This window comes from Desulfothermobacter acidiphilus (assembly GCF_052073645.1).
Classification (GTDB): Bacteria; Bacillota; Desulfotomaculia; order Desulfotomaculales; family Ammonificaceae; genus Desulfothermobacter; species Desulfothermobacter acidiphilus.
Window position 1 is genome coordinate 662,300 of the sequence record NZ_CM125440.1, and the last position, 24,082, is coordinate 686,381.

The window sequence follows — 24,082 nt, forward strand, 5'->3', positions numbered from 1 at the left end:
TCGCGGGGCTAAGAGGAGGAGAATAGAGAAGCTCTGGCAGTATCTCGAGGCAAGTACAGCACAACGTGGCGCGGCGGATGAAGCGGCCGGGAGCCAGCTGGACGGAGGCAGGAGGGGACAGAATGGCCCGGGTTTTGGCTGCTCGAGTCAACGGGGTGCTCGGAAGGTACACTTCTCGTTGGCCGGTACCGCTGGCCAGGCAAGAACATTTGGCTCAGGCGGTGCGGGCAGAGGTAAAGCGGAAGATAGAGGAGGCGGGGAGTTGGCTTAAAGTTGGGTTGCCGGCATTGAGGGGGGCCCTCTGCCGGAGTTCCGTGGGTGAAGCACGTGTTGCGGGAACTAAGCCGGCCTAGCCTCAATAGTTTGATCCCTTAATGGCGTAGGTACCGGGACTATCCTGGGCGGCGAGGTTTCCATGAAGAGAAGTTTTCTCCCGAACCACCTAGAGGGCGTACAATTTCAGTAGGTGACGGAGGAGGTTAATGAAGGAGGAGACCTCGCCCCTCACGGACAATTTTCATGGACTGAAAGGAGGAGCGAGGTCTCATGCACAGTCAACCTATTTCAGACATTCAACCTCTCGCGGACCTAATCCTTCTTCTGGGGGAGAAAGTTAGCAAACTAATTACCGAATGCCGCGACTTCTACAAGCTCGAAGAAGAAGTGTACAAGCTCTCTCAAGAAGCTTGCGTGAAGATCTTCGCCTGGGCCCTCGAGGAAATAGACACCTGGCTCGTGAACGCCCGGGACAAGCGCACCTGGAAAGTGATAGGCTTCCGGGAAAGAACCGTAGTTAGCAGCTTTGGGGAATTCAAAGTAAAAAGGCGGCTTTACAGGAACAAAAAGACGGGAGAGGCCAGGTTTCTTCTTGACGAGGTTCTGGGCTGGCAGGAGAGGTCTAGATGCACGCCGCGTTTGAAGGAGATGGCGGTGAAGCTTGGGAGCGAAGTACCCTTCAGGCGGGCAGCGGAAATTCTCGGTTATTTTGTCCCTGGGATAAGCGCCATGGCGGTGTGGCAGGCCGTGCAGGAAGCAGGAGAAGCACTCAGGCAGGAGGGAGAGTCCAGGAGAGAAGCCGTTTTTGAGAAGGGAGAGACACCCGAAGGTAAAGAGAAGACCTCCAGGCTTTACATAGAGGCCGACGGGGTGGTGGTAAGGCTTCAAAGGAGCGGAGAGAAAAGGAAAGAGGTCAAACTCTTCGTAGCTTACACAGGCAAAGAAGCGATTGGGGGTGGCCGGAAGGCTTTAAAGGACAAGCTGGTAACGAGCGGTGTAGGCGAAGGGGAGAGGATGTGGGAGGAAGTTTACTCTGGAGTAGCGAGCCGGTGGGACATGGGCCAGGTGAAGGAAATATACCTTGGGAGTGACGGGGCGGAGTGGGCCAAGCAGGGGGTAGATTACTTCCCCGGGGCAGTGCACGTTTTGGACCCTTACCATTTGAACCGGCGGCTTATAGAGGCTTTTTGGCACGATGAGGAGGCCTATAGTAGGATCAGGCAGGCCATTTATCTGGGGGACTGGGAGAAGGTAGAAGAGATTATGGGAGGAGTAGCAAGGAGAGTTCGCGGAGCTAAGAGGAGGAGAATAGAGAAGCTCTGGCAGTATCTCAAGGAGAACTGGTCGGGGATAGTTACCTCTTCTGCTGCGGAGCATCTGGGGGCCATAGAGGGGCAGGTACAGCACAACGTGGCGCGGCGGATGAAGCGGTTGGGAGCCAGCTGGACGGAGGCAGGAGCAGACAGGATGGCGCGGGTTTTGGCTGCTCGAGCCAACGGGGTGCTCGGGAGGCACACTTCTCGTTGGCCGGTACTGCTGGCCAGGCAAGAACATTTGGCTCAGGCGGTGCGGTTGGAGGTAAAGCGGAAGATAGAGGAGGCGGGGAGTTGGCATAAAGCTGGGTTGCCGGCATTGAGAGGACCCTCTGCCGGAGCTCCATGGGTGAAGCATGTGTTGCGGGAACTAAGCCGGCCTAGCCTCAGTAGTTTGATCCCTTAATGGCGCAGGTACCGGGGTTATCCTGGCGGCGAGGTTTCCATGAAGAGAAGTTTTCTCCCGAACCACCTACTAACTCTTGACGCGAACTCCGCAGAGGAGGAACTTGCGGAAGGCAATAATATTGGCTATAATTAAATGCAGCTGTAGGCTTTCGCCGGAGTGGCGGAACTGGCAGACGCGTACGTTTGAGGGGCGTATGGGGCTATCCCGTGGGGGTTCGAGTCCCCCCTCCGGCACCAAACAGAAGTTAAAGAGGGCTGCCTTTTTCGGAGGGCAGCCCTCTTTGTTTTTTTCAATCTTCCTGCTTTGGCTCTAACTTGGCCACGGCCGCTTCCTCCGCAGCTACCACTAGTGGATAGGCTGGTGGTGAGGGGGTCAGGAGGGGGTGCGTGCCCATTTGGAATGCAGCCATTTCCACCGCCGTCATGCGGTGCAGCAGGCAAGCGCTTAAGAGATTGACGAGTTCCCCCACGCTATCGCTGCCCACCGCTTGCCCCCCAATTAGAATGCCCGTGTAACGGTCGAACACCAGCTTTACTTTGGTCTCGAAGGTGCCAGGGAGGGCGCTGGGGTGGTGGTTAGGGGCGGAAGCTTCTCCCAGTAAGATGTCGTAACCCTCCTCCTCGGCTATTCGCTCGATTAAACCAGCGGCCGCGAAAGCTTTTTCTCCGATTTTGGAGGAAAACACTCCCACTGTACCGGGGCTTTCGCGGCGGCGGACAAAAAGGTTGGCTCCGGCTACCCGGGCTTCCATAGCTGCTACGGAGGCTAAACGTATTTGCACCGGATTTCCTCCGAAGAAAGAGAACTTCTCGGCGCAGTCACCGCAAGAGAAAATGTGGGGATCAGAAGTAGCCATGGTGCGATCGACGAGGATGCCCCCGTTGGGGCCCAGGGAGATACCGGCGGCCTGGGCTAGATCGGCTGCTGGCCGCACTCCCGTGGTCACGATGACCACATCGGCTGGTAGCACGGTGCCGTCTTCCAGGTGAACCTCTTGCACTCGTTCAGCGCCGGCCAACTCGGCCACCTTTTTTTCGGTCAAAATTTTTACTCCTAGGGCCTGGAGCTCGCGTTCGGCCTCGAAGCAGAATTCCTCGTCGAAAGAGGTGTAAAGGCAGTAGGGGAGGATTTCCACGATGGTGACGTCTAATTGCCGGTATTTCCGGATTTGTTCCGCTAACTCGGCTCCTACGAAACCGCCGCCGATGATCACTACCCGCTGGGCTTGTTCCAAGGCAGCTAATACCTGGCGCAGGTACTCCAATTCTTTTTTTATCCAGAAAACGTTTTTCCGGTCTAGCCCGGTTATGGGGGGAATGGCGGGACGTGATCCGGTGGCTAGCACCAGGCGGTCGTAGCCAATTTCTTCGCCCGTGCTCAGTAAAAGCTTTTTGTCCTGGCGGAAGATCTGTTTCACTTCTCCTATCTTGACTTCGATTCCCCGGATGCTCAAGATATGCTCAGGGTTAACGTTCTTGCACGGGTCGTCCAGCACGCCGAACATATAAGGAATGCCGCAAGGGATCAGGGTTCTTTCTTCTCGGCGAATCAACAAGACCTTTTTCTTGGGATAGTGACGGCGGGCTGTAGTGGCAGCTGTGACTCCGGCCGTCCCCCCGCCTATAACTACTACGTCGTAATCTAACTCCATTTTTACCCTCCTCAGTTTTTAGTGAAAGAAGGTTCTTCTTTCATCTTATCATTCTTCCATAACCGAGAGTAGTTACTCATGAGCTGTAACGGGCTTTTTTAAGGGAAATAAAATCGTAAAGATGCTTGTTCGTATCTTTTTGCTCGTGGTTCTTTTCCCCTCGGCTTTTGACTGCCTTACGGCCTAGGGTATATACTCATATACCAAAGGGTATTAAGCAAATTTAGTCGAAAGGAGGCGAAGCGGAATTGTCTTGGCAACGCGTGTTGTCGCTAATGCTATTGCTGGCCGTGGGGGTCTCGGTTTTCCCCTTAACGGGTCGTGGAGCCGACCCGGTACCTCCCTTTTACCTTCGTACTGAGACTGGGGGTATCATTAACCCGATAACGGGAGAGAACGCCGATCAGCCCTACAGCCCCCGTCAGACTTGTGGTGAATGCCACGATTACGAGGCTATTACCAAGGGGTTTCATTTTCAGCAGGGTTGGAACGTTATTCGAGACGACTACAGCAAGGATAAGCCCTGGGTATTGTCAGACGGGATGATGGGGCGCTGGTGACCACCCTCTTACCGCCAGTTGGCGGCTAAGGCTAAAAAGAACTCGTCTTCGGCAGCCATCGATCTTACCCCTTACGATTTCATAGGTTTCGGCAACCCGGCCGATACCAAACCTACTTGCGCTTCCTGCCATCCCGGTGGGGCTGGACTGGAATACGACCGCAAGGGGAACCGCTATGATTTTTTCCTGAAAGCTCATCCGCAGTTAAGTCAGAGCTTGGACGGAGATTACTTTCAGAGCTCCTGGAACAAGAGCGGGGTGGTGGAGGCTGATTGTCTGATTTGTCACTACTCGGGCTACAATTGGCAGGCACGCACTCAGCAATTGAAGCTGCGTAATTATAAGTGGGCCGCCACTGTGGGGGCAGGCTTGGGGCAGGTGACCGGAGCTGTGGCCCAGGGCAATACCCCCAGGGTGGAATACGATAAGAAGAAGTTTAACCCCGACGGCACCGTGAGTCACGCTGCTTGGGTGGCCAGCCCGGCTCCGGGAAATTGTCTTTTCTGTCACGGCATTTCCGATCAAAAAAAGCGCGGTTTCAGTTGGGGAGACAAGCTTAACCCTGATATCCATCAGCAGCGCGGTCTCAATTGTACTACCTGTCACTTCCTGGTGAATGATCCAGCCAAAGGTATCACCACCATTAACCATCAGATTGCCATGGGAGATGATTTGGGCGAAGAGGTGGCACCGGAGCTCCGCAATACTGTGTATTCCTGCCGGGAATGCCACGAGAAAGGAATCATGGGAGCTCCGCGCCCCCGCCACAGCAGCATCCCTCCTAATCATCTGCAACGGTTGACTTGCGAAGCTTGCCATATTCCCCAGGTTGGACGCGCCCCCGGCCTGGCTTTTGACGTGCTGAGTGGAACCATGGTAGATTTGCCTCTAGTGGGGCAACGGGTAGGGGAAGCGGTCACCTGGCAACCGCAATGGTTCCGTCACCCTCGCAAAGGTATGATTCAGCCAGTCAATATACTGCACCCCATCTGGTTGGGCAACCGGGATGCGGACGGTATCATTTACCCGCTCTTTTTCCGCGAGATCCAACCGGTCTGGGAGCGGCTGCGGGGCAAGGTGAACACTGATAAAGGAGCTCCGGTGGTGGCTACGGAGGAAGAGATCCGGTTGCTGCTTGTCACCAGCCAGCAGGTGTTGACGGCCAATCCCGGGCGCTTCAAGCAAATCCATCCCGTTTACTTCAAAGCCGGCAAGGTATGGGAACTGGATGCCAACAATAACTTGAGAGAGAGCAAGGACCCCAACCTGGAGGAACCCATTTTTTGCATTAACCACAATGTTTCGCCGGCGGGGATGGCGCTGGGAGCCAAGGGTTGCTCGGACTGCCACAGCCGACAGGGGAAGCTCTATCAGAGGATCGTTGTCGATCCCTTTGGCCTCGACGGCCAGCCGGTGACGGTACGGCAGGCTAGCCTTCTGGGCTGGACCCCGTTGAGCTTTTCTTTCACCAACTTCTATCTAACATTACTCTCACCTTTATTTGTCCTCCTGTTGGTGGGTTTGCTCCTGGCCATGTCGCTACACTATGTGATCGTTGGTCCGCGGGGAACTTGCTTGGCTCAGTGCCCAGAGGAACTAGAACTCTTTGCTTTAGACGAGCGAGTCATCCACTTGGTGCGGATGCTAAGCTTCATCTTCCTGGCAGTTACCGGGCTGCTTTTCGCTTTCCACCGCGTGGGAGCAATAGAGTTTCTCTTCGGCAGCTACGAGGCGGCTAGGGTTTGGCACTGGTCGATGGGGTTGGTTTTCGGCCTAAGTTCCCTGTGGGCCATCGTGCGGTGGTGGAAGGACTGCCGCTTCGCTCCCTGCGACCGGGAGTGGCTGCGGGTCATGGGCGGTTACCTCAGCCGCCGGGAGGTGCACGCTCCGGCAGGCAAGTTCAACGCCGGGCAGAAGCTCTTCTACTGGCTAACTACTGTCTTTACCCTGACCATCGGTATAAGCGGTGTGATCATGATTTTTGGCCAGAAGGTAAGTCCGGCCCTCTGGCACTGGATGGTGCCCCTGCACGGTATCTCGGCGTTGGTCCTGATCCTGGCGGTTATAGGCCACGCTTACCTGGGCACGCTGGCCAACCCCGGCACCTGGCGCCTGCTGGTGACGGGCAAGGTCTCGCCCGAGTGGGCCCGAGCTCACCACCCCTTATGGTATGAAGGGAAGATTGGGGCTCCAGAGGAACAGGAGACGGCGGAGGAGGAAAAGGGCGGAGAAGACCTGACTCAGAGCTAATCTGCTGAAAATTTGGGGAGCCTCCTCTCCCAACGCTTGACAGGTGGGGAGGAGGCTTCTATAATGACCCTTAGATACCCTATAGGGTATATTGAAGGAGGGGAAAAGTTTGTTACCGGAAAAGTTGCTCGCGAGAAGGAAGCGCCAGCTATACACCGCGATGGGGCTACCCTTGGTGGCGATAGGGGGGTGGTTTTATCCGTGGCTGGGCTTCCTGCTGCTAGGGTGCATGTTAGGGGCAGTAGGTCTTTCTTTTTCGCGGGGGCGGACCTGGTGCGACTGGATGTGTCCCCGGGGTGCCTTTTTCGACTTGCTCCTGCTTTCTCTCTCGGCCAAGCGCTCTACCCCTGCCGTCTTTCGGAGTTGGCCCGTGAGGAGCTTCTTTTTGATCCTGGTTTTCACTGTCATAGGAACTCAGTGGTACTTTAGCTGGGGGAACATTCCCGCCATGGGTTTGGCGCTGGTTAAGGTTTTAACCGTGACCACCCTGGTCGGCGTTTCTCTGGGACTTATTTTTCACCCTCGTGCCTGGTGCCTGATTTGCCCCATGGGCACCTTGGCGAACTTATTCGGTCGCGGGAAGAAGCCGCTCCTGGTTTCCCCTTCCTGCGCGGGTTGCGGGACGTGCTCCCGCTTCTGCCCTCTAGAACTCCAGCCCCACTTTTTCCGCCAGCAAGGAGTAATGGAGGACGGCGACTGCCTGAAATGCGGCTCCTGCGTAGCGGTCTGCCCCCGACAGGCCCTTTCCTTTGGCGAAAGCTTGTCTGAGCAGGCAGGAAGTGTTAGACTTTGAGTCAGGATACTCCTAGAGGTAAAGCTCACGAAGGGAGGAATGCTTTCTTGCGGGTAGGAATTTTTGTTTGCGACTGTCAGGGCACTTTGGCCCAGGACCTAGACTTTGACCGCTTAGCGGCGGGTGCTAGCCAACTCCCCGGCGTGGTAACCGTCAAGCGCCACTCTCTCCTCTGTCAGGAAGAGGGTGTGGCCCTGCTCCAAAAGACGGTGCAGGAGCTGGAGCTCGACCGCGTGGTGGTGGCGGGCTGTTCCCCGCGCTCCAGCCTGGTGGCTCCGGAACTTCGCTTCAAGCGGGCGCTGCGCGAGGTGGGGCGTGATACAACGGCTTTAGAGATAGCCAACATAAGGGAGCAATGCGCCTGGGTCCATCCCGGCCAAAAAGAGCAAGCTACTGGCAAGGCCTTGGACATCATCGCCATGGCCCATGCGCGCGTCCTCTACAACCGCCCGCGTGATCCGGCCGCTTATGAAATCGCCGATGAGGCTTTGGTAATAGGTGGTGGCCCGGCGGGAATGCAGGCGGCGTTGGACTATGCCCGCAACGGGGTCAAAGTGACGCTGGTGGAGAGGGAATCGCATCTGGGAGGCCAGATGGCTCGTTTGGAGATGCTTTATCAGAATGAAACCTGGCCTTCCACCTGCCATGTGAACTGCATCATGCCTAATATTGGTAAGTTGGTCAATTTACATCCCCAGATAGAAGTCCTAACGCGCACCAAGGTGGTAAAGGTTAAAAAGGAAGGGGCCAATTTTCTGGTTAATCTCTACCAGGAGCCGCAGTTAGTCGATCCCCACCGCTGTGTGGAATGTGGCCGTTGTACCCCGGTCTGCCCGGTGGAGGTTCCTAATCAATTCGACATGGAGTTAAGTTTACGCAAGGCTATTTACAAGCCCCAGCCCATGGCCCTGCCTCCGGGATACACCATCGATCTGGTTAATTGCACGCGCTGCGGAGCCTGTGTGGAAGCTTGTCCAGCCCAGGCTATTAACTTGCAGGCTCCGGCTCGGGAGAAAACTCTGCGGGTTGGTAGCGTGGTATTGGCCACCGGTTTCGAGGAGCTCCCTGTGCCAGTAGCCGGTATAGGATCGCTGGAGGAGGAGTGGGACTGGCGGGTTATCTCTTCGATGAAGCTGGAGCGTTACGGTTTCCAATTGCAGCGGCTTCCTTTCCGCCCCCATAGCGTAACCTTCGTGCTTTGCGCCGGCTCGCGGGAAAAAACGGGTGAGATAGACCCTCGCTGCGAGTCGGCCTGTCCCTACCCCTTCCAGCCCTTAGACGGAAGCAAGGCCTATTGCTCCAAAATCTGTTGCTTTTACACCCTAAAGCAAATACTCATGCTTAAACGCTTTCACCCCAAGCTAGAAATCAATCTGGTTTACTCCCATATACGGGCCAACGGTCCGGCGGCGGAAGAATTTTTCCGCCGGGTTAAGAGCCTTCCAGGAGTGAATCTGATTCGGGGGCGCGTTACGGCGGTTACCAGGCGGGCGGACAAAGAGGGTTTGGAGTTGCGCGTGGAGCCCCGCGATGGAGAGGCAGGAATGGGCTCTAAGCTGGAGACCGATTTGCTGGTCCTGGCCACTGCTCTGGGGAGCCGCGATGACGCGCCGGAGCTCGCCGAACTTTTCGGCTTCAAGCTCGATATGTGGGGTTTGCCGGCTATAAACCAGGGTCCCTACGGCGACTCTCCCGGCTGTCGCATCCTCAGGCCCACCGAGTCCACGGTTCAGCGACTTTATGTGTCAGGTGCAGCGGCGCAGCCCAATTCCATTAGCCCCAGCGTGGCCGAGGCTTCGGCAGCGGTGGCTAAAGCTTTGCCTTATCACCGCCAGGGGAAAGTAGAAGTGCTGGATTTCTACGCCGAGGTCGATCCCCAGGTTTGCAGCGGCTGCGGTTTTTGCGCTCGAGTCTGCCCTCACGGGGTGATTCAGCGGCGCGAGGACGGGATCTACTACACTAGTCCAGCTTTTTGTCAGGGGTGCGGCCTTTGCACCACGGCTTGCCCCACGGGGGCCATAAAATTGAACAATTTCAACGACGAGTCTGTGGACAGGGAGTTGGCGGTGGCCTTTAGACACGTGCCTCCAGGTGAGCCTAAGATCGTGAGTTTCATGTGTTATTGGTGCGCTTATTCGGGTGCCGATTCGGCCGGCTTGGCTCGCCTTTCTTGCCCGCTGGGAGTAAGAGTGATTCGAGTGCGCTGCGGGGCTAGCGTCAGCCCCCAACACGTGCTCCAGGCTTTCTCCCACGGCGCCGATGGGGTGATAGTGGGCTATTGCCCGCAGTACAATTGCCACCACTACGATGGCAATGTACACGCCGCTAATCGCATGGCCATATGGCAAAAATTTCTCCCCCTCATGGGTATAGATCCGGAGCGTTTGGTTTTCATGGAAGTTGGGGCGGTGGGGGGCAAGGCCTGGCTGAATGCGGTCCATAACCTCTACCGGCATCTGCAAAGCAAGGCATCGGGTAAATAGGTGAGGAGGGAAGGGAATGGCTGTTCAGCACAAGGTTGATCCGCAGGAATTGGCTCGCCTGGTTAGCGTGATGGGAATATGTGGTGGCCCGCCGGTAGCGGAGGTTTCGTTGGCCGAATTCCTCAACCGTTTTCTGCGCTATACTGCGCGGGAATGTTGTGGAGAGTGTATGGTAGGGCATATGGGCACCCGGACTCTGATCTCTCTGCTGGAAAGGGGGAAAGAGTCGCGTGAGACCCTGGCTCAACTAGCTTGGCTCTTACGTAATTCGGCCAAGTGCGACGTGGGGAAGACAGCCGGTAAGGTGTTAGAGTTGCTATTGCAGATGGATTTGATCCAGTAAAAGAGAGGGGGGTGAGAGCACCCCCCTCTCTTCTGAAGGCGGGGAGTATCCATGCGGGTAGTGGTGAGTCTTTCCCGGCGTACGGAGCCTTATTTTTATTCCGAAAGCTTAGGAGCGGCGCTGCTGCGCCGCTACCCCCCCGAGCGGGTGCACACGGTGGTGGTGTGGACCAAGTTTCCGGCCACCGTCCTGGTGCGGTGGCGTCAGATTTTGAGCCGCTACGAGCAGGTTTTTCTGCACCTTACCGTCACCGGCTTTGGCGGGTCGGTAATCGAACCCGGAGTGCCACCGGCAGAAGAAGCGCTGGCTGCGCTTCCGGAGCTCCTGGCTTTTCTGGGGGACCCCCGCCGCCTGCGCCTGCGACCCGATCCCCTGGCTACTTTCTGCCGGGGCGAAGAGGTTTACTCCAACCTTCACCTGGTGCCGGAAATCATAAAGGAGGCGGCCGCTTTAGGGGTAAAGAGCTTCTCTTCTTCCTTCATGACTCTGTACCCCAAGGTGGAGGAACGCCTTAAACGGGAAGGTTTTTCCTTCATGGCGCCCGGGGAGGAGGAGAAGCGGCGCATATGGAGTAACCTGGAAAGGGTGGCGCGAGAAGCGGGAGCCGAGCTTTTCGCCTGTTGCGTCCCCGACCTTCCCAAGTCCCGCTGCATCGACGGTTACCAGTTGGCGCTTTTGCACCCGCGCCAAGAGCCGTGCCGCACCGATGAAGCGGCGGGACAGCGGGAACTGTGCGGGTGCACCCATGCGGTGGACTTGGGGTGGTACACCATGAAGTGCCCAGCCGGCTGCCTCTACTGCTACGGTAGCCCCCTTCGCTCCAGAAAAGCTTGACAAACTTCGGAGGCAAGCGTTAGAGTACTTTAAAAAGTTAAGTCTTTTAATCTTCTCCACGAAGGGGGTTTGTTATGGTCGAAAAGGACGCGGCTCTTTCCCGCCGCGTGGCCTTGATGGCCACCGCCCTGGGCTCTTTCCTCACTCCCTTTATGGGGGCGGCGGTGAACCTGGCCCTTCCCGACATAGGCAGGGAGTGGGGTTTGGGGGTGATAAGTCTAGGGTGGGTGGCCTCGGTGTTTTTGCTGGCGGCGGCTATGGTGCTTTTGCCTTCAGGAAGGCTGGCCGACATGTACGGCCGAAAGAAAGTCTTCACCATCGGTGTGGTAGTATACACTATTTTTTCCCTACTCTCGGCCTTGTCTCCCGGCCCTCTCTGGCTTTATGCTTTCCGCGCCCTCCAGGGTGTGGGGGGAGCAATGATCTTCGGCACGGCGGCCGCCATTCTGACTTCCATCTTTCCTCCCAACGAGCGAGGCAAGGCGCTGGGCCTCAACGCGGCGGCCGTTTACCTGGGTCTGGCCACCGGCCCCTTCTTGGGAGGGGTGCTGGTGCAGCATTTGGGTTGGCGGAGCGTCTTCTGGATAAACGCCCCTTTGGGTCTAGTAATCTTGCTTTTGCTCACCAAGGTGGAAGGGGAATGGGCAGAAGCAGAAAAGGAAAAGTTCGATTACCTGGGTTCCCTGCTTTCCGGGCTTTCGCTTTGCGCTTTAATGTACGGTTTCTCCGCACTTCCCCGCAGCTTGGGCGGTTATCTCCTGGCCGCCGGCTTGTGCGTGGGGCTGGGTTTTGTCATCTGGGAGAGCAGGATACCGGCGCCGGTACTCAATCTCCGGCTCTTTCGCCAGAGTCTGACCTTTGCCTTTTCTAACTTGGCAGCCCTCATAAACTACAGTGCCACCTATGCGGTAACCTTCTTCTTGAGCCTTTATCTGCAGGAAGTGCGGGGGCTTTCTCCTCAGCACGCGGGCTTTATTCTCCTTTCTCAGCCGGTGGTGATGACCCTGGGTTCCCCCATAGCCGGCTGGCTGTCCGACCGCATCGAACCCCGGATAATTGCTTCTCTGGGCATGACCTTAACCACTTTAGGCCTTTTCTTCCTGGCCTTCGGCCTTGGCCTGCATACGTCTACCTTACAGATCGTGGGGATTCTTTTGCTTATGGGGCTGGGGTTCGCCCTTTTTGCTTCCCCCAATACCAACGCCGTCATGAGCTCGGTGGCTCCCCGCTTCCGGGCCGTGGCCTCGTCCGTTTTGGCCATCATGCGCCTGGTGGGGCAGACCTTCAGCATGGGGATTGCCATGCTGATACTGGGACTTTTCGTGGGGGAGGTCTCTTTGGGCACCCACCTCTCCTGGCCGTTCGTCCAGGCGGCCAGGGTGGCTTTCCTGTGCTTCGCCTGCCTTTGCTTCGTCGGGATCTTTGCTTCCCTGGCCCGGGGGCGCATCCACGGTGAAGACTAGTCTTCGCGCCGGAAGGTCTCCTCGGCGAAGGGCGTGCTGCTCAGGCGCATGAAAAGCTCACTCCTTCTTTCCCCCTTTGGTTAAGAAGGTTTTGGCAGCCAGGCCCAAAAAGGAACGGTTCTCCTTCAGGATTTTCTCCAGTGCTTCCACCACTTGCGCTAGTCCTTCCTCTTCCACCACCAAGGGGGGCTCTAGCCGAATGACGTTGGGATTGTTCAGGGTGTAAGCGGTGAGGATGCGGAAGCGGTTGAGGAGTTGCCCGGCCACCAGGCTTCCTAGAAACTCTTCCGCCATCCTATCCACCCAACCGAAGGTTAGGCGAGACAGTACACCTGCTTTTTGCCCGGCGAATTCAATGCCAACGAGCAGTCCCAGCCCGCGCACTTCCTTGACTAGTTGGGGATAGCGTTTCTGCAGCGCTTGCAGCTGTTCGAGGAACCACCGGCCTTTGCGGGAAGCTTGCCCAGGCAGGTCTTCTTTCACTATCACTTCTAGCGTTGCTAAAGCAGCGGCGCAGGCCCAGGCATTGCCGCCGAAGGTGGAGGTGTGCAGTTGAGCTCGTTCCGGGCTACCGTAAGCTTTATTCCAGATGGCGTCGGTGGTAAGGAAAGCTCCCATGGGAATGATTCCGCCCCCCAGCGATTTTGCCAGGCAAATAATATCCGGTTCCACGCCGTCTTGCTGGCAGGCAAAAATGGTGCCGGTTCGTCCCAAACCGGTCTGAATTTCATCGACAATGAGTAGGGTTCCGTAGCGGCTGCATAGATGCTTGGCTTCTCGCAAATAACCGGGGGAGGGTATGATGATGCCCCCTTCGCCCTGCACTGGCTCGACGATAAAAGCGGCTGCTTGCTGGGGCTGTAAGGCTTGCTCCAGGGCCGCGAGGTCGTTGTAGGGGATGGCTTCGCAGTAAGGGAGAAGGGGAGCGAACGGTTCCTGGTATTTTTTTCTCCCGGTGACCGATAGAGCGCCGAAAGTTTTGCCGTGGAAGGAATTATGGCAGTAAATGAAGCCGGGACGGCCAGTAGCGATCCGGGCTAGCTTGAGCGCTCCTTCCACCGCTTCAGCGCCGCTGTTGCAGAAAAAAACCCGTCTCATATTGCCTGGGGCCAGCTGGCAGAGATTGTGTGCCAGAGCTCCCGCCAGAGGGGAAAGGGTGGTTTGCACCATGGTGGGGAAACCCTGCACTTGCTCTAGCGCTGCCAGCACCTGGGGGTGGTTGTGGCCTACGTTCATGGCGCCAAACGACCCTAAAAAGTCCCAATATGCTTTTCCTTCCTCGTCCCAAAGCCTGGCACCTTCCGCTTTGACGAAGCGTTTATCGAAGTCCAGCAGGCGCAGGAGCTGACAAAGCCCAACATTAAGGTACTCGCGGTGCAACTCTCGTACCTGACTCCGGCTGAGCTCCAGGGCTTCCTGCACCCCAATGAGTTTTCTCACTTTAGCAAAACTCCTTTCCGACGCGTACGAGTTCCGGCATTGCGGTAAAGATTCGTTGCGACTGGCGGCTGCTCCTGCCACCGGCTATTCATTAATAGAGGGCAGAAGGAAATGGAGCGCTCTTCGCTTTTGGGGTGGCGGGAAGCGAGGGCTGCCGGCGAATTTTATAGACGCGGAGCCGGTGGAGCAGGACAAGCTCAGGGAAAAGGCGAAGTTTTTACATTGGTAGGTCGGCGCTTGACGCCGAGAGGAGGTTTTGTTGCTTGTTACGTTTGGGGTGGGTTGACTATCTCAATTGCTTGCCTATCTACTATCCTTTGGAGCGCGCCTTGATTAAACCCCCCTTCGCGATGCAATTGGTCAAAGGAGTACCTACCGAACTCAACCAACTTTTCCTCGGAGGAGAATTGCACGTGACTCCCCTTTCCTCCATCGAATACGCCCGGCATCCGGAGTTCGCGTACATCCTGCCGGGACCGGTGATAGCGTCCGACGGCGAGGTGGGAAGTATCTTTCTCTTCAGCCGCTTGCCGATTACCGAGTTGGAAGGGACTCGGGTGGCGTTGACCAGTGCTTCGGCCACTTCGGTAGCGCTGGTCAAGATCCTTCTGGCGTTTTACTACCACATAGAGCCGGAATATCAAGTTTCTTGCCCCTCTCTGGAAGCTATGCTGGCCCGAGCCGAGGCCGCTTTGCTGATCGGGGACGACGCTCTGAGGGCGCGGGAGGAGGTGCTCAGCTGGCGGGAAAAAATTTATGTGCAGGACTTAGGGGAAGCCTGGAAGGCATTTACCGGGGAGAAGATGGTCTTTGCTCTGTTCACGGTGCGGGCCAATTGGGCGGAAACCCATCCGGAGCGCGTCACCGCTCTGGCTTGTCTGCTAAACGAGGCTAAAACCTGGGGTTTAGAGCATCTGCCGGAGGTGAGCCTGGAAGCCCAGGCACTTTCCGGACTATCGTTGCCGGTTATTAAGCGCTATTACACGCTGCTAAGGTACGATTGGGATGAAAGCTGTCGGCGCTCGCTTTTGCTTTTTTACGATTACGCTTATAAGCTGGGCTTGGTTAAGGAGAGGATTTCCAGTTTACGGATCTGGGGGGAAGGGTTTGTCACGAGTTGAGCAAATCCTGGGGGAAGTGGTGGAAGGAAGGCGTTTAACGGTGGAGGAGGCAGTGGAGCTTTACCGGAAGGCTGATCTCTTGCTCCTGGGTAAGGCCGCTGCCTTGGTGCGCGAGCGGATGCACCCGGGACGGGTGGTGACTTTCGTTATCGACCGCAATATCAATTACACCAATGTTTGTTACTGCGGCTGTTCTTTTTGCGCTTTCTACCGCCAGCGGGAAGATCCGGATGCTTATGTGCTTTCGGTGGAGGAGGTGCTGGCTAAAGTAGAGGAGTTGGTGGAGCAGGGAGGTACGCAGGTGCTCCTTCAGGGTGGTTTGCACCCGGATTTAGGGCTGAATTATCTGGAGGAACTCTTTCGAGCCATCAAGTCCCGCTATCCAGTACACCTCCACGCTCTTTCTCCTCCGGAGGTCATTCATCTGGCCCGCAAGGAGAAGCTGCCGGTGCGAGCGGTGCTGGAGCGCTTGCGCGCGGCAGGGCTGGATTCTCTTCCCGGGGGCGGGGCGGAGATCCTGGTAAATCGGGTGCGGCGGCTCATTTCCCCCCGCAAGATCACCTGGCAAGAGTGGGTGGCGGTTATGATCACTGCCTTTAGCCTAGGGCTTTTCGCCAGTGCCACTATGATGTTTGGCACGGTGGAGACGGTGGAAGAAAGGATTGAGCATTTGGATCGGCTGCGCCACGTGCAGGATTACACCAGCGGCTTTACCGCTTTTATTCCCTGGGCCTATCAGCCTTATAATACTGCTTTGGGAGGGAAACCTTCTTCAACGGTGGAGTATCTGCGCTTGCTAGCCCTGTCCCGTCTTTTTCTGGACAATATTCCTAATATTCAGTGTTCCTGGGTTACCCAGGGAACTAAAGTGGGGCAGGTGGCATTGGCCTTCGGGGCCAACGATTTCGGAGGTACAATGATGGAAGAGAATGTGGTGCGAGCTGCTGGCGCCGCTTACCGGACTAACCTGGAAGAGTTGATACGGATCATTAAGGACGCCGGCTTCACTCCAGCGCAGAGAACCACCGATTACCGGGTAATCCGCTTGTTTTGAGGAGGAGGGCCAGGATGGAAAACACTAGCTTGCTACGGCAACTGCCGGCGATGGACGAGCTCCTCCGCCATCCGGAAGTGGCAGAGTTGATTGCTTCGCACTCGCGGGGTATGGTGCGCTACGCCGCTCGTAAAGTTATGGATCGGTTACGAGAGGAACTGCTGCGGGGTGATCGAAGTCAGGTGGATCTCCCTACGATCCTGAGCTATTTGCGCCAGGAGCTTCGCCCCCGGCTGCGGCGGGTGATCAACGCTACGGGGGTGGTGCTGCATACCAATCTGGGACGCGCTCTGCTCAGTGCCCGAGCTCGGGAGGCAGTGCTGCAGGCTATGACCCATTACACTAACCTGGAGTTCAATCTGCTAAGCGGGAAGCGGGGAGAACGTTACTCGCTGGTAGAGGAACTCCTTTGCTTGCTGGCGGGGGCGGAGGCGGCCATGGTGGTGAATAATAACGCCGCGGCGGTTCTACTGGCCCTAAACACCCTAGCTGCCGGGCGGGAAGTGGTGGTTTCCCGCGGTCAATTGATCGAGATAGGGGGCTCTTTCCGTATTCCCGATGTCATGCGCCAGAGTGGGGCTACTCTGGTGGAGGTGGGGACCACCAACAAAACTCACCGCCGCGACTACCGCGAAGCCATAACCGAGCGCACCGCCTTAATCTTGCACGTCCACATGTCCAACTACCGCATCGTCGGCTTCACCAGCGAGGTGCCGGTGCCGGAGTTGGTAGCCCTGGCGCGGGAGCACGCTTTACCGGTGATGTCCGATCTGGGAAGCGGCTCGCTGGTAGATTTTTCTCGTTTCGGTTTCCCTTACGAGCCCACGGTACAAGAAACGGTCGCGGCGGGGGTCGATGTGGTGACTTTTAGCGGCGATAAACTGCTGGGGGGGCCGCAGGCCGGCATCGTGGTGGGCAAAAGGGACTACGTGGAGCGCATGAAGCGCAACCCTCTGAATCGCGCCTTGCGCATCGATAAAATGACGCTGGCAGCGTTGGAGGCCACGCTCCAGGAATACCTGGAGGAAGAAGAAGCGTTGGAGAGGATCCCCACCCTGCGGATGCTGCTTTGCTCGCTGGAGGAACTCCGAACTCGGGCGGAAAGGGTGGCTCATGAGCTGGAGGGCCTGGAGGGGATTGAGGTGCGGCTGGCAGAGGGTTTTTCCCAGGTGGGGGGAGGAGCCTTGCCCACCGCCCAACTACCCACTTGGCTGGTGGAGGTGCGGTTGGCTTCCTGGGGAGAAAGCGCTCTCTTGAAGGCGTTGCGCCGGGCTGATCCGCCGGTGGTGGCTCGGGCGGAAAAGGGCTGGGTGCTGCTCGATCCCCGTACCTTAGCGGAAGAGGATTTTCCTTGGCTGGTAAACGCTTTCCGGCAAGCCGTGGGGGGAGAGCTTTGAAGCGGGTGATTATCGGTACCGCCGGGCACGTGGATCACGGGAAGACGGCTCTCATCAGAGCTCTTACCGGGATAGATACCGATCGTCTTAAGGAGGAGAAAGAGCGGGGCATCTCCATCGAGCTCGGATTCGCCCACTTGGACCTGCCCAGCGGGATAAGAGCGGGAATAGTGGATGTTCCTGGTCACGAGCGACTGGTGCGGACCATGCTGGCCGGGGCGCATGGCATCGATCTAGTATTGCTGGTGGTGGCGGCCGATGAGGGAGTGATGCCGCAGACCCGGGAGCATATGGAGATAATCGATCTCCTGGGCATCGATCGGGGGGTGGTGGCGCTTACCAAGATCGATCTAGTGGACCCCGACTGGAAGGAACTGGTTAGTGAGGAAATCAAGGAGTTCTTGGCCGACACCCCTTTGCGTGGAGCTCCCGTGGTTCCGGTTTCTTCGGTCACGGGGGAGGGGCTACCGGAGCTGCTTCGCGTTCTGGACCAACTGGCTCAGGGAGTGAGGGAGAAACCGGATACCGGACCGGTACGTATGCCGCTGGACCGGGTTTTCACCCTAGCCGGGTTTGGTACGGTGGTGACAGGCACCCTGGTGGCGGGAACCGTGAAGGTGGGAGAAACGCTGGCGGTGCTGCCGGCGGGGAAAATGGTGCGTGTGCGGCAGATACAGATCCACCAGCAGCAAGTGGAGGAGGCTAAGGCCGGCCAGCGGGTAGCCCTTAATTTGGCCGGGGTGGAAGCCTCGGAGTTACGGCGGGGCGATGTTTTGGTAACTCCAGGGGCTTTCGTGGCGGTGACCTTGCTGGATGCTAAGGTGCGCTTACTGCCTCACGCCCGCAAACTCAAACACCGGGCTCGAGTCCGCCTGCACTTGGGGACGGCAGAGGCACTAGCCCAACTCCACTTGCTCGACCGGGAAGAACTGGCTCCTGGCGAAGAAGCGTTGCTGCAACTTTTAGTGGAAGAGCCGATTGTAGCGGCGCGTGGCGATAAGCTGGTTCTCCGCTCGCCTTCCCAGCCCCTGACTCTGGGAGGAGGGCTGGTTTTGGGGTTGCCGACCATGCGCTACAAACGCTACCGTCCGGAGATCATGGAGTACCTGAACCAGCTGGCCGAAGGGAAATTGCCGCAGCAGGTGCTGGCCTTCTTAACCCAGGCCAAACAGCCGGTGGCAGTAGAGACTTTATCTCGGACCTTGACCGAGGCCCCGGTGCGAGTGGCGCAGGTGCTGGAGGAGTTGGCGGCGCGGGAAGAAGTGGCGCTTATCCGGGCTGAGGGACAACTTTGGGCTTGCTCCCCGGTTACCTACCAGCAACTCAAGGAGAAAGCCCGGGCGCTGGTGGCTGCTTACTCCGAGGAGTATCCTCTGCGTCAGGGAATGCCCCGGGAGGAACTGCGCTCTCGCCTATTGCCTCAATTGGGGGTGCGAGCTTTTCAAATATTATTGGAGGATTGGGAACGACAGGGATGGCTGCGGCTAACCCCGCAGGCGGTGGCCTTGCCGGAAAGTTCTGGTCTCTCGGAGCAAGAGCAACAACGGATTGCTGCTTTGGAGGAAGCTTATCTTAGGGGAGGGATGCAACCGCCTTCCCCAAAGGAAGTGGCGGCCCAGCTAGGGCTAGAGGAAAAGCGGGCCGGTGAGTATCTGGGATACCTTTTCCGCCAGGGACTGCTGGTTAAAGTGGCGGAAGATATAGTATTCCACCGCGAAGTGCTGAAAACGGCTGAAACCCGCGTGGTTGAGGCCCTGAAAGAGCGGGGAGAGATAACGGCGGCGGAGGCGCGTGACCTGCTAGGCACCTCCCGCAAGTATGTGGTGCCGCTGCTGGAATACCTAGACGGGCGCAGAGTGACCCGTCGCGTGGGGGATAAGCGCACGCTGGTCAAAAAGGAGTGAAGTGATGGCTCTGCTCGATTTTCCCGAAGGGATAGAGTTGCTCACGGTCACGACCGGAGAAGGACCCTGGCGCTTGCTCTTGTTCGCCACCCGCACCAAGGAAGGAGTAATTGTTCAGTTGCTGGGCGGGGATAAACCTCACGTGGGAGCCATTGTTATTTCCCTCCCCCGTCCCAGCCGTTCGGTGCCGGGCAAGATCAGTACCACCACCACCGTGCTCCCTCTTTACGGCCACCAGGATGATGAAGTGGCCCGTCCGGTGGCCGAAGCTTTGGCCCGCCACCTGGACCAGCCGGTGGTGGTGGTGGCGGGTGTTCATATCGAGCGCGCTACGCCCGCCGACATCGAGAAGGTAAAGGAAAACAGCTCCGAAGCTCTGCGTCTGCTTCTGCAGCAGCTCCTCTAAATGAGCCTGCCGGCGTGAATAATATAGCTCCAGTTAAGCCCATAATTGTTGTCCCAGTTGCCAGCTCCGTCCCAGAAGCAAAAATTTAACGTTTCCTCGTCGTAAGGGATGCTCACCGTCTTGATCCACCCCCAGGAAGTGCGCGACATTCTGAAGTCCTGCACCCGATGCCACTTATCGGGAGCTCCGAACCCTAGGTGTAGGTATATTTGCTGCGCCCCGCTGCGCGCTAGCAGGCCGTTATAACAAATAGTCACTTCTTCTCCCGCGGTTACTGGCGTGGGATCGATAATAACCATGCCCTGGAGCTCGGACGGATGCTGGGTTTCCCTTTTTGCTTCCTTCAGCATTAATTTCTCCTCCCTAAAAGATGGTGTCCCTTATTTTTTGCCCACGGCCATTTTGGCCTGGATGGCTTCGCTTTATTCCCTTGTTTTTTTTTCCACGTATGCCCTGCCCGGAGCCTACATATCCTTTGGAGGTGATAAGGGAGGGCGGCGGTATGCGAATAGCAATGCTATCTTGGGAATTTCCTCCTAACCACACGGGAGGCTTAGGGCAGCATGTATACGATCTCACCGCGGCTTTGGCTCGTCAGGGAACAGAGGTGTTGCTTTTCACTCTGGGAGCTCCTGGAGCTTTGCCGGTAGAGGAGGTCAACGGGGTGCGGCTGTACCGGGTTTGGCCTTCCGCTCCTCCTGCTTCCGACTTCATAACTGGCGTGATTCAGGCCAATATCTTCTTGCTGGAACGGGCGGTGGCCGAACTTTCCCGCCAACGGGGGGTAAAGCTGGTGCATGCCCACGACTGGTTGGTAGCCTGGTCGGCGCGGGCGCTCAAGCACGCCTACCGGCTTCCGTTGGTGAGCACCGTTCACGCTACCGAGTTTGGCCGGCATCGGGGGCTGCACACCCCTTTGCAGCACTTCATCAGCGGGGTGGAGTGGTGGTTGACTTACGAGAGTTGGCGGGTGATCGTTTGCAGTCGTTACATGGAACAGGAAGTCAAGCATATTTTCCAGCTGCCAGGTGATAAGTTACGCGTGATCCCCAATGCCGTAGTCCCGGAGCGTTATCTCCGTTTTCCAAAGGGGGTGGACCGCAATTGGTTCGCTGCTCCCGACGAGCGCATCGTCTTTTTCGTGGGGCGACTGGTGTGGGAGAAAGGGGTGCAGGTTTTGCTTCGGGCTTTTCCTCTAGTGCTTGCCCGCTGCCCTCAGACCAAACTGATCATAGCTGGCACCGGCCCTTACGAGGGAGAACTCCGACGGCTGGCAGGGGAGCTGGGAATAGCCCATCGCGTTTATTTCACCGGCTATTTGGAGGAGAGGATACGCAACGCTCTCTATCACTGGGCGTCGGTAGCGGTTTTCCCCAGTCTTTACGAGCCTTTTGGCATCGTGGCTCTGGAAGCGATGGGGGCTAAGGTACCCGTGGTGGTGAGCGACGTGGGAGGGCTTCAGGAAATCGTGGAGGAGGGCTGGGACGGGTACAAATGCCCCCCCGACCAGCCGGAAGCGCTCGCGGAAAAGATTGTGGCTTTGCTGTTGCACCCGGAGCGAGCGGCTGTGCTGCGAGAACGCGCCTTTCAGAAAGTTTGCCAGCGGTATTCCTGGAGCGATGTAGCCCACAACACTAGAAAGCTATACCAGGAAGTGGTGCGGGAGAGGCGATGCTCCGAATGGTTCTCCAACACCGAGAACTCGCCTGCTCGCCCCCGCATTACCTATCTGTTTCGTCGGTACGCCTAGAGAAAGGGGATGGGGAAGTTTGAAAGGCATAGTGATGGCGGGAGGAAAGGGGACCCGCCTACGGCCCCTTACTTGTGATCTTCCTAAACCCTTGGTGCCGGTGGCTAATCGGCCGGTTATTAGTTACGGTTTAGAGTTGCTGCGGCGCCATGGAATAAAAGAAGTGGCCGTGACCCTGCACTACCTCTCTGATAAAATTCAGCACTACTTCTCCACTCACGATCCAGGAGTAGCCCTGCGCTTCTTCCAGGAGAAGCGTTTGATGGGGACAGCCGGCAGCGTGAAGAACGTGGGTACTTTTTTCGATCAAACCTGCGTGGTGCTGAGCGGGGACGCTCTTACCGACTTCGATCTCTCGGCGGCTATCGATTTTCACCGGGAAAGGGGAGCTCTGGCTACCCTGGTGCTGGCGCGGGTGGAATGCCCACTGGAGTACGGCGTGGTGATTCTGGAGGAAGATGGTAGAATACGTTGTTTTCTAGAAAAACCAGGGTGGAGTGAGGTCTTCAGCGACACGGTTAACACCGGCATTTACGTGCTGGAGCCAGAGGTGCTGGACTATATTCCCTCGGGGCAGGAATTCGACTTCAGCAAAGACCTCTTCCCCTTGTTGCTGCGCGAAAAGCTGCCTTTGTACGGGGTGGTGCTGGAGGGTTACTGGTGCGACATTGGTAATATAGAAGCTTACCGGCAAGCGCAAGAGGATTTGCTGGCCGGGAAGGTGCGCCTCCCCATCCCGGGCAAGGAATTGCGGCCAGGAGTTTGGGTGGAGGGGGAGGTGGAGATAGACGCCACGGCGGAGCTCGAGCCTCCGATATTGCTGGGGGAGAAAACTCATCTAGGGCCGGGAACTCGGGTAGGCCCCTTCACAGTGCTGGGGCGTTCCTGCCGTGTGCAAGAAGGAGCTAATCTCAAGCGCAGCGTTCTCTGGGATCACTGCTACGTCGGACGAGGGGTCTCTCTGAGCGGGGTAATAGCAGGGGTGCAGGTGTGTTTTCTAGACGAAGTCAGCGCTTACGAGGGGGTGGTGGTGGGTGACCGCTCGGTGTTGCAGGAAAAAAGCGTGGTGCACCCGGGGGTTAAGCTATGGCCCTGCAAGGTGGTAGAGAAAGGCGGGCAAGTGAAGGAAAACTTGGTTTGGGGCTGCGGTTACCGCCGCAGTCTCTTCGGAGCGGAAGGAGTAACTGGTCTAGTCAACATCGAGCTGACCCCCGAAAAAGTGGCGAAGCTGGGCAGCGCTTTCGGCGCCTATCTAGGTAAAGGGAGCTCCGTCCTGGTTACCAGTGATGTCTATCCCACCACCGTCATGCTGCGCCGCGCCCTGTCAGCTGGTCTCCAGGCAGTGGGGGTGCGGGTGCGGGAAGGGGGCGAAGCCATCACCCCGCTGGCTCGCTTCGCCGTGCGCTACTACGATTTGGCCGGGGGAGTGCACATCAAAATGTCTTCTCAGAACCCGGATAAGGTCTCGCTGTTTTTCTTGGAAGCGAGCGGGGGCAACCTTTCCCGGGAAGGAGAAAGAAAACTGGAGGAGTTGTACTATCGCGAAGACTTCGCTAGGGAAACCCCAGCCGGGATTCTGCCCATTCAAGCGTTGGAGGAAACCGCTTCGCCTTTTATCGAGCGCTTGACCCAAAAACTTTCCCCGCGGCTGCCCGGTTTGCGCCTGGCCGTGCTTTACGAACCTTTGAACCTTGCCCGCTTTCTGCGCCTCCTGGCCGAGCGAAGTGGAGTGGAGTGGATCGAGTTCGACGCCGCTTATTCTCCTTCCCATCCCCGTCCCTGGTCCTATTACCGGCAGAGGTTTCCCGAGTTCTGCCGCTCGGTGGTGGATAATGGAGCTGACGGGGGGGTGGTTCTGGATGCCAACGCCGACCACCTGGTGCTGGTGGACGAAAGAGGGCGCGTGATCGAAGACGACCTGCTCATCGCCCTGTTGGCTCTGGTGAGCCTTAAACGCCAGCAGAATCCGGTGGTGGTGCCCGTAACCGCGCCGCGGGTGGTGGAGGATATGGCAACTCGCTATCAGGCCCGGGTGGTGCGTACCAAGGCCAGTCGCCGAGACCTGTGGCACGAGACTCGGCAGAGCGCAGGGGAGCACGCTTGGCTTTATTTCGACGCCTTGGCTGCTCTGCTACATCTTTTCTCTTTTATCCGCGAGCGCGGTATCTCTCTGGCGCAGCTGGCGGAGGAAATACCAGCCTATTTTCTTAGTCGGCGCGAAACGCCGGTCAGGTGGAAGGCCAAGGGCAAGGTGATCCGCCGCCTGGCCGAGGAGCACCGGGAACGGCCGGTGGAATTTATCGATGGCATCAAGGTCTATCATCCAGAGGGTTGGACCCTTATCCTTCCCGATCCGGAGGAGCCCGTATGCCGCATCTGGAGTGAGGCTTCCTCTATGGAGCTAGCGGAATCGCTCACCGAATTCTACTCTCAGCGCATCCGGGAACTTTCCGAAGACTAAAAGTCAATCTCTAACCGGGTCCTCTCGCTGGCCCGGTTTTTCTCCTCGCCTTAAAGCCCGGTAGGCGGTGCTCTTGGCCGCCTAAAACCGGCGTGTGAAAGGTGCGCGCTAGACCAATGCTGCCTCATCCGGGAATACCGATGGACGCATCACGAATGACTTCACCTTCCTTCT

General features: G+C 57.5%; 19 protein-coding genes and 1 tRNA gene. 17 read left to right on the plus strand and 3 right to left on the minus strand.

The window, feature by feature from the left end:
• The first annotated feature begins 77 nt into the window (after positions 1-77).
• The 3 genes from ACTLLP_RS03500 to ACTLLP_RS03510 all read left to right on the plus strand — a co-directional run bounded on the left by ACTLLP_RS03500 (position 78) and on the right by ACTLLP_RS03510 (position 2,234).
• Complete coding sequence (locus tag ACTLLP_RS03500; protein ID WP_441059570.1) at positions 78-353, plus strand: hypothetical protein; 276 nt, start codon at positions 78-80, stop codon at positions 351-353.
• Positions 354-546: 193 nt separating this feature from the next.
• A complete protein-coding gene (locus ACTLLP_RS03505; protein WP_441060775.1) occupies positions 547-1,995 on the plus strand; it encodes an ISLre2 family transposase in 1,449 nt (482 codons plus the stop codon).
• A gap of 153 nt (positions 1,996-2,148) precedes the next feature.
• Positions 2,149-2,234: transfer RNA gene (locus ACTLLP_RS03510), tRNA-Leu, on the plus strand.
• Positions 2,235-2,287: 53 nt separating this feature from the next.
• On the opposite strand, the gene ACTLLP_RS03515 is transcribed toward ACTLLP_RS03510, so the two are convergent.
• The gene (locus ACTLLP_RS03515; protein WP_441060777.1) at positions 2,288-3,649 is read right to left on the minus strand and encodes an FAD-dependent oxidoreductase; all 1,362 of its coding nucleotides are present in this window, start codon (positions 3,647-3,649) and stop codon (positions 2,288-2,290) included.
• 248 nt (positions 3,650-3,897) lie between these two features.
• Between ACTLLP_RS03515 and ACTLLP_RS03520 the strand changes: the two genes are divergently transcribed.
• From ACTLLP_RS03520 to ACTLLP_RS03550, 7 genes are all read left to right on the plus strand, one after another.
• Entirely contained in the window at positions 3,898-4,209 is a 312-nt protein-coding gene (locus ACTLLP_RS03520) for a hypothetical protein (RefSeq protein WP_441060779.1), read from the plus strand.
• Between the two features lie 18 nt (positions 4,210-4,227).
• Complete coding sequence (locus tag ACTLLP_RS03525) at positions 4,228-6,459, plus strand: formate dehydrogenase subunit gamma (RefSeq protein WP_441060781.1); 2,232 nt, start codon at positions 4,228-4,230, stop codon at positions 6,457-6,459.
• Between the two features lie 109 nt (positions 6,460-6,568).
• Positions 6,569-7,252 carry a 4Fe-4S binding protein gene (locus ACTLLP_RS03530; RefSeq protein ID WP_441060783.1) on the plus strand — a complete coding sequence of 228 codons (684 nt, stop codon included), beginning with the start codon at positions 6,569-6,571 and terminating at the stop codon, positions 7,250-7,252.
• A gap of 47 nt (positions 7,253-7,299) precedes the next feature.
• Entirely contained in the window at positions 7,300-9,735 is a 2,436-nt protein-coding gene (locus ACTLLP_RS03535) for a hydrogenase iron-sulfur subunit (protein ID WP_441060785.1), read from the plus strand.
• Between the two features lie 16 nt (positions 9,736-9,751).
• Positions 9,752-10,078: an NADH-ubiquinone oxidoreductase-F iron-sulfur binding region domain-containing protein gene (locus tag ACTLLP_RS03540; protein ID WP_441060787.1), complete on the plus strand. Its 327-nt coding sequence runs from the start codon at positions 9,752-9,754 to the stop codon at positions 10,076-10,078.
• Between the two features lie 51 nt (positions 10,079-10,129).
• On the plus strand, positions 10,130-10,912 hold the full coding sequence (locus ACTLLP_RS03545) for a DUF1848 family protein (RefSeq protein WP_441060789.1): 783 nt from the start codon (positions 10,130-10,132) through the stop codon (positions 10,910-10,912).
• Between the two features lie 74 nt (positions 10,913-10,986).
• Positions 10,987-12,375 carry an MFS transporter gene (locus ACTLLP_RS03550; protein WP_441060791.1) on the plus strand — a complete coding sequence of 463 codons (1,389 nt, stop codon included), beginning with the start codon at positions 10,987-10,989 and terminating at the stop codon, positions 12,373-12,375.
• Positions 12,376-12,432: 57 nt separating this feature from the next.
• Here the strand turns inward: ACTLLP_RS03550 and ACTLLP_RS03555 are convergent, their stop codons facing one another.
• A complete protein-coding gene (locus ACTLLP_RS03555; RefSeq protein ID WP_441060793.1) occupies positions 12,433-13,815 on the minus strand; it encodes an aspartate aminotransferase family protein in 1,383 nt (460 codons plus the stop codon).
• Positions 13,816-14,078: 263 nt separating this feature from the next.
• Between ACTLLP_RS03555 and ACTLLP_RS03560 the strand changes: the two genes are divergently transcribed.
• Genes ACTLLP_RS03560 through lpdD form a run of 5 tightly spaced genes read left to right on the plus strand, consistent with a single transcriptional unit; the run spans position 14,079 to position 19,697 of the window.
• Positions 14,079-14,936, plus strand: coding sequence for a menaquinone biosynthetic enzyme MqnA/MqnD family protein (locus ACTLLP_RS03560; RefSeq protein ID WP_441060795.1), 858 nt, complete (start codon positions 14,079-14,081; stop codon positions 14,934-14,936).
• Complete coding sequence (mqnC, locus tag ACTLLP_RS03565; protein WP_441060797.1) at positions 14,923-15,990, plus strand: cyclic dehypoxanthinyl futalosine synthase; 1,068 nt, start codon at positions 14,923-14,925, stop codon at positions 15,988-15,990. Before ACTLLP_RS03560 ends, mqnC begins: the two co-directional genes overlap by 14 nt.
• A gap of 14 nt (positions 15,991-16,004) precedes the next feature.
• Complete coding sequence (gene selA, locus ACTLLP_RS03570; protein ID WP_441060800.1) at positions 16,005-17,387, plus strand: L-seryl-tRNA(Sec) selenium transferase; 1,383 nt, start codon at positions 16,005-16,007, stop codon at positions 17,385-17,387.
• Positions 17,388-17,392: 5 nt separating this feature from the next.
• Positions 17,393-19,291, plus strand: a complete 1,899-nt coding sequence (selB, locus tag ACTLLP_RS03575; protein WP_441061611.1) for a selenocysteine-specific translation elongation factor — start codon at positions 17,393-17,395, stop codon at positions 19,289-19,291.
• A 4-nt stretch (positions 19,292-19,295) separates the two neighbouring features.
• Positions 19,296-19,697, plus strand: a complete 402-nt coding sequence (gene lpdD, locus ACTLLP_RS03580; protein WP_441060802.1) for a prenylated flavin chaperone LpdD — start codon at positions 19,296-19,298, stop codon at positions 19,695-19,697.
• Here the strand turns inward: lpdD and ACTLLP_RS03585 are convergent.
• Complete coding sequence (locus ACTLLP_RS03585) at positions 19,694-20,047, minus strand: carbohydrate-binding protein (protein ID WP_441060805.1); 354 nt, start codon at positions 20,045-20,047, stop codon at positions 19,694-19,696. The genes lpdD and ACTLLP_RS03585 overlap by 4 nt on opposite strands.
• A gap of 152 nt (positions 20,048-20,199) precedes the next feature.
• Here ACTLLP_RS03585 and ACTLLP_RS03590 point away from each other — a divergent pair, with 152 nt between their 5' ends.
• Positions 20,200-21,447 (plus strand): glycosyltransferase family 4 protein, encoded by a 1,248-nt coding sequence (locus ACTLLP_RS03590; RefSeq protein WP_441060807.1) that lies wholly within the window; start codon positions 20,200-20,202, stop codon positions 21,445-21,447.
• A gap of 19 nt (positions 21,448-21,466) precedes the next feature.
• The gene (locus ACTLLP_RS03595) at positions 21,467-23,908 is read left to right on the plus strand and encodes a sugar phosphate nucleotidyltransferase (RefSeq protein ID WP_441060810.1); all 2,442 of its coding nucleotides are present in this window, start codon (positions 21,467-21,469) and stop codon (positions 23,906-23,908) included.
• Positions 23,909-24,082 lie beyond the last annotated feature (174 nt).